The 12190-nt window shown below is 66.5% G+C and carries 12 protein-coding genes and 1 tRNA gene; 3 read left to right on the plus strand and 10 right to left on the minus strand.

All coding sequences use genetic code 11. From position 1 onward, the window contains the following. Window positions 1–18: 18 nt before the first annotated feature. The 9 genes from OQF70_RS02915 to OQF70_RS02955 form a co-directional block, all read right to left on the minus strand. On the minus strand, window positions 19–1218 hold the full coding sequence (locus OQF70_RS02915) for a site-specific integrase (RefSeq protein WP_280535738.1): 1200 nt from the start codon (window positions 1216–1218) through the stop codon (window positions 19–21). 154 nt (window positions 1219–1372) lie between these two features. Further along, window positions 1373–1444: transfer RNA gene (locus OQF70_RS02920), tRNA-Thr, on the minus strand. Between the two features lie 147 nt (window positions 1445–1591). Then, window positions 1592–2230, minus strand: a complete 639-nt coding sequence (locus OQF70_RS02925) for a hypothetical protein (protein WP_280535739.1) — start codon at window positions 2228–2230, stop codon at window positions 1592–1594. 128 nt (window positions 2231–2358) lie between these two features. Further along, window positions 2359–3030, minus strand: a complete 672-nt coding sequence (locus OQF70_RS02930) for a hypothetical protein (RefSeq protein WP_280535740.1) — start codon at window positions 3028–3030, stop codon at window positions 2359–2361. A 106-nt stretch (window positions 3031–3136) separates the two neighbouring features. Next, on the minus strand, window positions 3137–4381 hold the full coding sequence (locus tag OQF70_RS02935) for an MBL fold metallo-hydrolase (protein WP_280535741.1): 1245 nt from the start codon (window positions 4379–4381) through the stop codon (window positions 3137–3139). Between the two features lie 26 nt (window positions 4382–4407). Beyond that, entirely contained in the window at window positions 4408–4593 is a 186-nt protein-coding gene (locus OQF70_RS02940) for a hypothetical protein (RefSeq protein ID WP_280535742.1), read from the minus strand. 120 nt (window positions 4594–4713) lie between these two features. Continuing rightward, complete coding sequence (locus tag OQF70_RS02945; RefSeq protein ID WP_280535743.1) at window positions 4714–5013, minus strand: hypothetical protein; 300 nt, start codon at window positions 5011–5013, stop codon at window positions 4714–4716. A gap of 65 nt (window positions 5014–5078) precedes the next feature. Further along, window positions 5079–7481, minus strand: a complete 2403-nt coding sequence (locus OQF70_RS02950; protein ID WP_280535890.1) for a cation-translocating P-type ATPase — start codon at window positions 7479–7481, stop codon at window positions 5079–5081. 285 nt (window positions 7482–7766) lie between these two features. Beyond that, window positions 7767–8267, minus strand: a complete 501-nt coding sequence (locus OQF70_RS02955; RefSeq protein ID WP_280535744.1) for a DUF367 family protein — start codon at window positions 8265–8267, stop codon at window positions 7767–7769. 147 nt (window positions 8268–8414) lie between these two features. Between OQF70_RS02955 and OQF70_RS02960 the strand changes: the two genes are divergently transcribed. The 3 genes from OQF70_RS02960 (at window position 8415) to OQF70_RS02970 (ending at window position 10765) form a co-directional block, all read left to right on the plus strand. Beyond that, window positions 8415–8735, plus strand: coding sequence for a 30S ribosomal protein S24e (locus OQF70_RS02960; protein ID WP_280535745.1), 321 nt, complete (start codon window positions 8415–8417; stop codon window positions 8733–8735). 21 nt (window positions 8736–8756) lie between these two features. Further along, window positions 8757–10391 (plus strand): bifunctional N(6)-L-threonylcarbamoyladenine synthase/serine/threonine protein kinase, encoded by a 1635-nt coding sequence (locus OQF70_RS02965; protein ID WP_280535746.1) that lies wholly within the window; start codon window positions 8757–8759, stop codon window positions 10389–10391. An 83-nt stretch (window positions 10392–10474) separates the two neighbouring features. Then, the gene (locus tag OQF70_RS02970; protein WP_280535747.1) at window positions 10475–10765 is read left to right on the plus strand and encodes a DUF5808 domain-containing protein; all 291 of its coding nucleotides are present in this window, start codon (window positions 10475–10477) and stop codon (window positions 10763–10765) included. 28 nt (window positions 10766–10793) lie between these two features. On the opposite strand, the gene OQF70_RS02975 is transcribed toward OQF70_RS02970, so the two are convergent. After that, the gene (locus tag OQF70_RS02975) at window positions 10794–12038 is read right to left on the minus strand and encodes a carboxylate--amine ligase (protein WP_280535749.1); all 1245 of its coding nucleotides are present in this window, start codon (window positions 12036–12038) and stop codon (window positions 10794–10796) included. Window positions 12039–12190: the final 152 nt, after the last annotated feature.

Consider the following 12190-nt stretch of genomic DNA (forward strand, 5'->3'; position numbering starts at 1 on the left):
GCTCCGACAGCAGGGTGTCTACCAGATCTGCTCGGCGGCGTCGTTGCGAGTTTCAGCGTCGGAGTGAAGATATTTCATCGTCGTAGTGACGCTCTTGTGACGGAGCTGTTCCTTCGCGTGATGTGGACCGATGTGATTTGCCCAGTAGGTAGCTACCCCATGACGAATCGAGTACCACGTGATCTCCTTGTGGTCCGGGATGGGGAGATTACCCTCATCAACGAGACGACTCAGTAGATAGTTACACGACTTCGAACTGTACTTGCTTCCTTGCTTCGTGAGCCAGAGTTCGTTCCGACCATTGTACTTGTCGTACGTTGCTCGCTCCTCCAACCACCGTTCGAGGACTCTTGACGTGCGTTTCTTGATAGAACAGTTCCAGTGAGCCTCGTTCTTCGTGGACTCGTCCTTGGGGATGTTGAGTTCGTTATTCTCAAGATTGACCCAGTCTGTGCTGGCTCGACCGACTTCGATGGGCCGGAGTCCCGTATCCAGCGTCACTGCGATGATTGATGGCTCCTTCCACGAGTTCGCCTGTTCGAAGTGCTCGGGTCCGACCTCTGCCTTGGGGATACCGAGGCGCTGTGAGACGTGTGTCTTGAGCCGATCACGCTCCTCGGTGGACATCTCACTATGATAGCTCTTGACAGAGTTGTATTCCAGCGCGGCCTGGTAGAGCGGCTTGAAGGCTGTTCGACGAAGGTAATCCCGTTCGTCACCGGTCGCCTGACTCAGTTCGGGTTTCGGCTCCCAGTCGTAGTCGGTTCCGTGGATCTGGTTCTGGTACTTGAATAGCCGTTGTACAGCTTTCCCGTAGTGAAGCACGCTGGAGTCGGCCATCTCGTCTGAGCGATTGAGGAGACGGATGAAGCGGTCGGCGTGATCCGGTGTGAGGGCTGTCGTGTAGGCGTCTTCGTCCTCCCAGAGCCACCGAAAAACGATCTCCAGCTTGTAGTGTGTTGACTGAAGGGTGCTCTCTGCGAGGCCCTGACCTTTCTCTGGGTTCTTTCCGTATGTGGCGAGCCACGAGAGAACTTCCTGCTTGAAATCGTGGTAGTCCTCGACCATATTGAGCCCGTATGCTTCGAGGTCTTCGCGTGAACGTTCGCTGACGAGCGGGAAGTCGAAATCGACAGACTCCGGAGCTGGCGGTAGGCCATCCCGTGGAGTGCCATCTCCAGCGGGAAGGTTGTCGAGGGGATCGGGTTGGTTGGTCATCGTCGCATCCCTCGGTTTGTTTGTGTGCCATGACACTTTCTCGAATCGCAAGACGGCGCGGCTATCGGGTTGTAGCGTTTTCGTGCGTTATTGGACATCGTTTGGCTCTCCTGAGAAGGGCGAAATCAGCCGAGAGAGCCTGTAAGACCGCTTAAGCCTAGGCCGAGATTTGAACTCGGGGTCTCGTCCTTACCAAGGACGCGCTTTACCGCTAAGCTACCCAGGCGCTCGATGCGCATACGTCGGTTGAGCGGATTCGTCTTTAGGGGTTTCGATCCGTTCGGGCACCGCGACACCCTCACACGGCGGTCGGATCGCCCGTCGATCAGGTGGCGTTTCGATCGCCTCGTCGATCACGACGTCGTCGTCTCCGTCAGACGCGTTCCTCGGAGAGGGTCGCGATCCGGTCGGCGGTCCCGTCGGAGAGGGCCTGGCCGGCGGGCGGGAAGCCGCCGTCGTAGTCGGCGGCAAGCTCGCGTGCGTACGCGAGCAGGTCGGTCGGGGGATCGCCACCGACGGCGGTCGTGCCGGCGACGACGGCGAGCTCGAAGACGTCCTCCTCAAGGTTCCGGTCCAGGGCGAGCGTGTCCGCGTCGGGGCGCTCCCGGAGCGTCTGGTCCCGGCCGAACGCGCGGACGACCTCGACGGCCGCGGTCGCGGCCTCGGTCCGCGAGAGCAGCGAGAACCCACGCGAGACGAGCACGTCGGCGGCGAGCACGTCGAGGTCGGCGTCGATGTCCGCACCGTCCGCGGCAGTGACCCAGGGCTCCTCGTGGGAGAGCTGTCTGGTGAGTCGAAGCCCCTCGTAGATCAGCTGGACGCCGGCGGCGCGCTCCTCGACGTGGTCGGCTGCGACGTCGGGCGATAGCGCCCGCGCGGTCACGATCGCGAGAACCCCCGGCGTCACGGCGGCATCGACCAGTCTCTCGTCGAGGACCGCACGGAGGCGCGTCGGCTCTACGTCCGCAAGCGCCTCGCGTGCGGCCTCACGAGCCCGCACGGCGTCATCCATCGACTGTCGTAAGGATCGCAACGGGCAAAGACCTTTGGAAACCGCCCCGAGTCGGCCGGTCCGAGTTCGAAACGGGGCACCATCGAACGCCCGATCCGTGACGCGTTCGTGGGTCGTCGTCGCCTCGATCAGGCGTCCCGGTTGTCGTCCCGATCGGTGGCCTCGAGCGCCGTGCCGACGATCGACCCGGGACCCTCGTTCCGCATCGATGCCTCGCGCCGAAGCGCGACGTAGGCGTCGATCGGGAGGTCGAGCGTGATCCGACCGGGGACGACGTCGTGTTCACGAAGTGCCGCCTCGATCGGCGTGCCGTCGTTGACGTCCGAGGCGATCGCCCGCACGTCGCGAACGGTGAGACCGCCGTCGATGGCCCCCCATGCAAGCAGATACCGGTCTCGGCCGCCGACGCGCGCGATGTGTTTCGCTGCGGTCGGCGGGATGTGTCCACGAGCCACGTGACGGCGGATCGCCTGTGGCAGGTCGTGGACGCGGGCCCACTTCCGAATGAACGAAACCGAGACCCCGTCGCCGGCCCGCTCGGCCGCGTGTTTATACGACCCGGTTCCACGGACGAGCGCCGCGCAGGCGGCTGCTCCACGCAACATCAGCACGTGGTCGTCGCCGCCGACGTCGCCGGTCGCGAACCGGTGGACGACCGTCGCTGCCTCCGCGACGCTGTCGGGATCGTCGGGATCGAAGCCGATCGCCTCCGCGGCCCGGTCGCCGGTGATCTCGGGGTCGGCCCGGACGACCGGCTCCCCGACCGGGGAGCGGCGGTCCGAACCTGGCTCGTCACTCATACCGATACCTGAACGGCCGCACCCAAAATACTCTCGCACGTTGGCAAACTCTGTGCTCGTCGGTGACGCCGCGTCGACGCCGCCGACCAATGCGCCGCCGGCCGACTCACGAGCCGAGGTGGAGCGTCTCACCGACGGCGGGCGCACTCGCGTCCCCGCTCGCCGTCGAGAGCGCATCCGCGAACGCTCGACACCGGTCCCCGTGGACGACGAGGATCCGCGATCCCGACTCGACGTACGGCTCGAGAAACGATCGAAGCCCCTCGCGGTCGGCGTGCGCGGAGAAGTCGTACTGTTCGAGTTGCGCGCTGACGGGCATCATCCGGCCGTCGATCTCGGCGCTGCCGGTTTCGAGGAGCTCCCGCCCCGGGGTTCCCTCGACTTGGTAGCCGGTCATCGTGATCTTGTTCACCGGGTTCGACCGGATCTCGGGGATGTACGTCATCGCGGGGCCGCCGGACAGCATTCCGCTGGTTGTCACGATCGCGGCCCGCTGATCGGTGATGCGCGTGCGCTGCCCATCGCGACCGGTGACGAACCGGGCGTGCGACGTCGTCCGCCGAAGCGCCTCGGCGTCGCGGACGAACGCGGGGTGGTGTCGCAGCATCTCGGTTACCCCCTTTCCCATCCCGTCGACGTAACAGGGGACGTCGTGTGCCGCACAGACGAGCAGCAGCTCCTGCGTCCGGCCGATCGCGAACGCCGGGACGACGACCGTGCCGCCCTCCCAAAGCGTCGTCTCGACGCTCCGGATGAAGCGATCCTCGACGTCGGCACGGTTTGCGTGCGATACGTCGCTGTAGGTGCTCTCGCAGATCACGACGTCGGCGTCGGGGCGCGCGGTCGTCCCCGCGACGAGCCGCTGGTCGTCGGTGTGAAAGTCCCCCGTATACAGGAGCCGCGTCTCCCCGTCATCGACGAGGACGTGCGCGCTCCCGGGGATGTGACCAGCGTTGTAGAACGTGATCTCGTATCCCGCGGCCTCGAACGGCTCCCGGTACCCGTGGGTTCGTGAGGCCTGCGTGACCCGCTCGACGTCGATCTCCGTGAACGGACACCGAAACGTGCCGCCGTGAAGTTTGAGGGTATCTCGTGCGAGCGTGAGCGCCAGCTCCCGCGTCGGCGGCGTCCAGTGGATCGGCGGTCGGCCGTCGTCGCTCACCAGCGCGGGGATCGCTCCGACGTGATCGAGGTGTCCATGGCTCGCGACGACGGCGTCCGGATCGACGTCCCCCACCGGGAACTGCGGGGGCGTTCCGGCCTGCATCCCGTAGTCGATCAGGAGGCGGTCGTCGATCAGGACCGCGCTCCGGCCGACCTCGCGGGCACCGCCGAGGAACTGGACGTCCATCGTCGGTGGGATACGCGACCGGGACGCTAGTGGGCGTCGATCCGGGCCGTCTCGGTGACGAGGTAGGTCCGGCCGCCGCGACGTTCGAGATACACCTCGGCGTCAGCCACGGCGTTGGCCGCGATCCGATCGGGGATGCGTGTGGCCGCGCAGTCGGTGACGTCGACGCGGGTCGTTCCGACGAACCGGGTCGACCGCGTTCGCGAGCTCATACACGTCGATTCGACGCGACACGGGGTATATCCGAGCCAACACTCCGGAGTGAAACTGAAAGTGTGGGGTCGAGACGATCGCCTCGCCGTCACCCAGCAGGTCCGCCGTGCGTCCCGTCCTCACTGGTCGACGTCGAGCTCGTCGTCGTCGGCGACGACGCGAACCGTAAACCGGTCGTAGCCGCCGTACGCGGTCTCAAGCGCGCCCAGCCACCAGTTCCACCGCTCGACGAGGTCCGAACCCTCCGGCGCGTCCGAGAGGTGTCGCAGGACGTCAGGCACCGTGAGCGCGTGGCCACGGTCCCGCTTGGGCTTCCCGGAATCCGAGAGATCGCGGGCCTGTCGGGCGACGACGCGCCGCTCGGCGGCGCTGCCACCGAACTCCTCGGCCAGGGCGGTTTCGAGACGGCTCGCGTCCATACCTGCCAGTAGGACCCGCACCCATATTAGTGTGAAGGTCTCCCACGTATTCGCGGTCGGTCCCGTCACCGGTCGTTCGGTTCTGTCGGTTCAACGCGCCCGAGCCGCAGGGCGTTCCCCGTCACGCCGAGGCTCATCCCCATATCCCCGACGAGGACGGCCATCGCGATCGTCACGTACCCGAACGGCGCGCCCAGTGCCAACAGCGCCTTCACGCCCAGCGAGGCCGCGATGTTCGTGCGGATGACCGACGCCGCACGCGCCGAGAGGTCGATCAGGTAGGGGAGCCGCGTGAGATCGTCGCCCATCAGCGCGGCGTCGGCCGTCTCAAGCGCCGCGTCGGTGCCGGCGGCCCCCATCGCGACGCCGACCGTGGCGGCCGCCAGAGCGGGCGCGTCGTTGATGCCGTCCCCCAGCATCACCACGCCCCCGTCGGTTTCCGCGCGGAGCTCCCGCACCGCCTCGGCCTTCTGGTCCGGGAGGAGGTCCGCGCGAACCTCGTCGACGCCGACACGCTCACCGATCGCTTGTGCGGTGCGTTCGTTGTCGCCGGTGAGCATCACGACGCGGTCGATCCCGAGGTCGTGGAGCCGATCAACCGTCCACCCGGCCTCGGGCCGCACCGTGTCCGCAACCGCGATGACTCCCTCAAGTCGCGTCTCCGTCCCGACGAGGACGACCGTCTTTCCCTCGCCTTGCAGCCGCGGGATCGTCTCGTTGACGAGATCGACGGCGATCCCGTGGTCACACGCCGTGAGATCCTCGGCGATCGCCCCGTCGGCGACCTCCTCGGAGAGGGTGTTTCTGGGGGCGGTTTCGCCGGTGGGGGTTTCACCGGTACGGATCTCGCCGCCGTCGGATCGGCTTCGGTCCCCTCCGCCGACGTGGGCGTGTTCGAGGTCGAACCCGAGACCGGCGAAAAGCTCCGGTTTTCCGACGTAGTGTGTCTCCCCGTCGATCTCCGCGCGAACCCCCTCGCCGGTGATGGATTCGAAGTCGGAGACGGCGTCGACCGCGTCGTCGCCGTCCTCGGTCGCGGCCCGACCCTCCGCCGCGGCTCGATCCACGATCGCTCGTCCGATCGGGTGCTCGCTCCGCCGTTCGAGGCGTGCCGCACACGAGAGCACGTCGGCGACCGACTCGTGGCCGATCGGGATCACGTCGGTAACGCCGAGGTCGCCGGTGGTGAGCGTTCCCGTCTTGTCCAGCGCGACGACGTCGACGTCGCCGGCCGCTTCGAGGTGCTCACCGCCCTTGATCAGGACGCCGTTTCGCGCGGCGGCGGTCACCCCCGAGACGACGCTGACCGGCGTCGAGATGACGAACGCGCACGGACAGGCGATGACGAGCAACGCCAGTCCGCGCACGAACCACACCTCGAGCGTCCCGCCACCCACGAGCGATCCGATGACGACCGTCGCGACCGCGAGCCCGACGACGATCGGGGTGTAGACGCCGGCGAACCGGTCGACGAACCGTTCAGCCGCCGTCTCCTCGGCGCTTGCCGCCTCGACGAGATCGACCACCGTCGCGATCGTCGAGTCCTCAGCCGTCGCGGTGACCTCGATCTCGAGGTAGCCCTCCTCGTTGATCGATCCGGCGTACACCTCGTCGCCGGGCTCCTTGCCGGCCGGGACCGATTCGCCGGTGATCGGCGACTCGTCGACCGCGGAGGTGCCCTCACGGACGACCCCGTCGAGCGGCACCTTCTCGCCCGGCCGAACGACCACCAGTTCGCCGACGGTGACAGATTCGGCGGGGACGGCCCGTTCCCGTTGCGTTCCGGTGTCGTCATCGTCGCGCAGCACCGTCGCCGTGTCCGGCGAGAGCTCCATCAGCTCCTCGATGGAGTTTCGCGCCCGGTCGACCGAGAAGCGTTCGAGCAGCTCCGCCGTCGAGAACAACACCGCCAGCGTCGCCGCCTCGAAGGGGGCGTCGATCGCCAGCGCGCCGAGCATTCCGGCCGACATCAACAGGTCGATGTCGAGACTCAGGGCCCGTGCCGAGTAGTACCCCGCCCGGAGGATCGGCGGACCAGCGGCCGTGACCGCGAGGACGTACGCGATCCACGATCCCGTGATCGCCCACGGTCCGACGCTCGCGAGAGTGGGATCGAGCCCCGGAAGTCCCCACTCGACGATCAGGCCGATCGCCAACAGGACCCCACCGATACCGGTCCGAATCGCCCGTGGCGTGCGGTACAGCGGCGGTTCTCCGCCGGTTTCGGTTCCGTTTTCGTCCTCGGAATCGGTCACCACGTCGTATCCCGCGGACTCGATCGCGGTTACGACGTCGTCCTCGGTCACGATCGACGGATCGTAGCCCACGGAGACGACCCCCATCGTGGGGCGGGTATCGGCGTCGACGACGCCGTCGATCGTCAACGCCTGCTGGACCTTGTTCGCGCACGATGCACAATCCATGTCCGGAACCGAGAGCCGAACCTGACGGATCTCCTCGTCGGACATCCCTCCGGATCCTGCAGTCGGGTCCGGGTCTGCAGTCGGGTCCGACTCATCCGGCGGACCGTGATCGTGGCCGGCATCGCAATCCCCGTCACAGCGGGGCGCATCGTCGGTCATTATCCGACCGTACCGTCCCGAGAGTTATTAATCCAACTGCCAATACACCCCGATGAGTTGGCTATATTTAATAAACCCACACCATTATAATAATAACCTGGCACTGATACCGACGTCGTAGAGCAGGGAATGGAGGCGGAGACGGGGACGAGGACGAGGATGATCGTCCGGTCAGCGATCCAGGTACTCGCTCTGGATCTCGACGACTTCGGCGGAGTCGGCACACGCCGCATACCTGTCGAGCGGTTCCTCGTTCAACTCGAGGAACGTTTCTCCCCACGTGAACTTCGCGAGGAGGCGTTCGGCGTGGGGTTTCTCACCGAAGATCACGAGCGCCGCAGCGAGGGCTTCGACGGTCGTAAGTTGCATCGGACGACCGAAGTTCACGGGGTTGGCGGCGACGAGATACGGGAGTGCACGGTGGTCTCCGTCCAGCGAGAACCGCTTTTCCCCGGCCGATTCCCACGAGCAGTCCAACGCGACGAGCCCGTTTTCCCGGGCGATCGCGGCGTCGGCCGGAGAAAGCGCCCGCTCCGCGTGTGGATTCAACACGACGCCGGGCGGCGTCGCCCGGTCCGACCGATGAAGGGTCACCAGATCGAAGCGGGCGAGCTTCCGCGCCGTGCATTTTTCGGGATCGTCATCCCCCTCGTAGCGAACGTGTACGTCCACGGGCTGGGTTGGCGCCCGGCCGGCAAAAACCGACCGCCTTTCGGCGCCGGTCTGCCGGCGCCACACACGGCAGACGGCGCACAGCGGCGGAAACGTCGGCTTCGAAATCCTTTTAGTTCTTTCGCGGGGAGGTAGTGATAACTGACCATGGACATCGACATCGTCTCCGAGGAGGAGAACCCTATGTTGCACCGGACCGACATCCGCTTCGAGATCACCCACGAGGAGGCCACGCCGTCCCGCCTCTCGGTTCGTGACTCCCTCGCCGCGACCCTGGATAAGGGCTCCGACGAGGTCGTCATCCACGAGCTCGACACGAAGTTCGGAATGCGCAAGACGATCGGCTACGCGAAGGCCTACGACACCCCGGATGATGCCCGTGAGGTCGAACAGGAGTACATGCTCGAACGCAACAAGATCGGCGTCGACGCCGACGACGAGGCCGAGGCGGAAGCCGAGGAAGCCTGATCGCGGCGCCGACAATTCTGAATGCGCGTTCTCGGGATCGAAGGGACTGCGTGGTGTGCAAGCGCCGCGATCCACGACACCGAGACCGACGAGGTGTTCATCGAGTCGAACGCGTACGAACCGGATAGCGGCGGCATTCACCCGCGTGAGGCCGCCGAGCATATGTCCGAGGCGCTCCCCGAGGTCATCGACATCGCCCTCTCCCACGCCGAGGACGACGCCGATCCGGGCGGGATCGACGCGGTCGCGTTCTCACGCGGCCCCGGGCTGGGACCGTGTTTGCGCACCGTCGGAACCGCCGCTCGGGCCGTCGCGGGGTCGCTTGCCGTCCCGCTCGTGGGGGTCAACCATATGGTCGCCCACCTCGAGATCGGCCGCCATCGATCGGGGTTCGAGGATCCGATCTGTCTGAACGCCTCCGGCGCCAACGCACACCTTCTGGGGTACCACGACGGTCGCTATCGCGTGCTCGGCGAGACGATGGACACGGGCGTCGGCAACGCGATCGACAAGTTCACGCGACACGTCGGGTGGTCACACCCCGGCGGTCCGAAGGTCGAGCGCGCTGCCGCCGACGGCGACTACGTCGATCTCCCGTACGTCGTCAAGGGGATGGACTTCTCGTTTTCGGGGATCATGTCGGCCGCCAAGGACCGCTACGACGAGGGTGTCCCCGTCGAGGACGTCTGTTTCTCCCTGCAGGAGCACGTGTTCGCGATGCTGACCGAGGTGTCCGAACGCGCGTTGTCGCTGACCGGCAACGACCAGCTCGTACTCGGCGGCGGCGTCGGACAGAACGACCGGCTCCGGGAGATGTTGGCGACGATGTGTGCACAACGCGGCGTCGACTTCTACGCCCCGGAGCCGCGGTTCCTGCGGGACAACGCCGGGATGATCGCCGTTCTCGGCGCGCGGATGCTGGCGGCGGGCGACACCGTCCCGATCGCCGACTCGGCGATCGACCCGAATTACCGGCCCGATCAGGTCCCGGTGACGTGGCGTGGATCCACCGATCCGTCTCCGACGCCGACTGCCGGGTCGACGCCGACTGTCGGGGCGACGTCGACTACCGGATCGACGCCGATCGACCGCCGTGGGGCGGAAGCGACGGTCGAGACCGTCGACGACGACCGGGTCCGAAAGCGGCGAGTCCCGAAGGACTACCGGCATCCGGCCCTCGATGCGACCCTTCGGCGGACGCGAACCACTCTCGAGGCGCGCCTCCTCCACGAGGCGCGGCGTGCCGGCGTGCCGACGCCGCTCGTTCACGACGTCGACGTCCCGAACGCGACTCTGATCCTCCAGCACGTCGGGACCGTCGACCTGGCCGACGCGATCACCCCGGACCGCGTTCGCGAGGTCGGTGCGCACCTCGCGCGCCTGCATCGTGCCGGGATCGTCCACGGCGATCCGACGACGCGGAACGTTCGTGTCGGGGGCGACTCGCCGCTGCTCATCGACTTCGGGCTCGGCTACCACACGGGCCACGTGGAGGACCACGCGATGGACATCCATATCCTCGCGCAGTCGATCCAGGGAACGATGACCGATCCCGATCCGTTCGTTGCGGCCGCCGAATCCGGATACGCCGCGGTCGGCGACGTCGACGTCCTCGATCGGCTCCGCACGATCGAGGGCCGCGGCCGGTATCGGTGAGCCACCGCGAGTCGCGACACCATCGCGAATCGATTCCGACACGAGCCAAAACGGTTTAGCCGTCGGTCCGCCTATTCCTGCGTATGGCAGACAAACCGTCCTCCGGGGAACTCCTGGGTATCCCGTACAACTTCGAGCGACCGAGTCTCGGCCGACTCCTCTCGTCCTACTGGCAGCCCGGCAAGGGAATGATCGTGGAGAAGCCGTTCGGCATCGGCTACACCTTGAACCTCGCGAGCTGGCGATCGTGGGTCGTCCTCGCGGTCGCGGCCGGCCTCTACTGGCAGGGCAAGCAGTCGGCCGATGCGAGCGACGAGGAGGCGGGCGACGCCGACGATGACGGTCCGGTCGAAGTCATCGTCGAAGACGACTGACGCGGACCCCGCGGTTCTCGAGCACTTCTCAGCAGGCGCAGTAGTACTCCCGATCCGTGAACTCCGTCTCGATGAGCTTCGCGGCCGGATCGGGGTCGGTGGGCCGGTAGACGCCGGTCGTGAGGTCGGTGTCCGCCGTCGTCTCGAAGGATCCGGACAGCAACGCCGACCAGTCGTCCGTCGAGAGAACGTCCCAGAAGGCGTCCTCGCTGCCGAGCAGCGAGAGGTAATCGCGGAGGTAGACCCACCGCGAATCACGCGGCGTGTCGGCTTCATAGGTCGCATCGGTCACCGCGGCGTAGGCGGCCATCGGGAGGTTCACGCCGGCGGCGACGGGCATCCCGATCCACTTCCAGGGACGAGTGTTGACGTCGAGCAGGAGATATTCCTCCCGGTCTGCGTCGTAGACGAACTCCGACTCGCTAATGCCGTAGTACCCCGTCTCCTCGAGCACGCCGAGGGCCCGGTCCTCGATCTCGGGGTGATCGACGCGCTCGACGAGACAGGACGTCCCGAACTGCTGGGGGTACCGGACGCGGGCGTTCCCCACGACGCCGATCGCCTCCTCGACGCCCGTCGGCGGCACGTAGGAGGCAAGCGACCGGTCCTCGCCCGGGGCGACGTCGACCCGTTTTTGTGCCATCACGTCGATACCCTCGTCGTCGGCGGCGGCGACGACGTCGGCGAACTCCTCGCGGTCGGTGACCTCGATCACGTTGGTCCCGAACGCCTCCTCGAACTCCCGTTTCAGCGCGGGCTTGACGACGAGCGGGAACCCCAGGGCGTCGATCGCCTCGTCGATCGAGGTGTCGGAAAGGCGATGAGTTTCCGGATAGGGGACGTCGAGCCGCTCACAGGTGGCGTACAGCTCGGATTTGTCCAGCACCGAGTCGACGACGTCCGCGTCCGCGAAGGGGAGGCGAACGCCGTCGACGTCGATACGGGCGTATGCGTGGGCCCACTCGTCCATACACCCGAAGGGAACGACCTCCCGGCCCACGGCGTCGACGATCGCCTCGATATCGGCCTGGAACCCCGCGAAATCCTCGAGCGGGTACGTGACGGTGCCGGCGAAATCGACCGTGTTTGACGGCGGCGCGACGCCGTCTCCGTTTCGGTCGAGTGCGATCACTGGAACGTCGTGTGCATCCAGCGCGCGTGCCACGCTCAATCCGGTGATATGCGCGTTGCTCACGATCGCTGGCGGACGATCGAAGGTGGCGTCCGCGAGGGCATCGCGAAGCGCCGACGTCGAGAGGAACTCCTCGGCCATACCGGCCAGTGGGGACGCCGCCCAAAAAGCTCGTCATAACCGGCGGCTGCTGCCACCGTCGGCGACGGGACCGGTATGTGGGTGGTCGTGAGACCGTGAGACCGATCCCGATCGGATCGACACAACGAACTTTTGGCGATACAGCCCCACTA

The sequence above is a fragment of the Halopenitus sp. POP-27 genome, assembly GCF_029889855.1.
Classification (GTDB): domain Archaea; phylum Halobacteriota; class Halobacteria; order Halobacteriales; family Haloferacaceae; genus Halopenitus; species Halopenitus malekzadehii.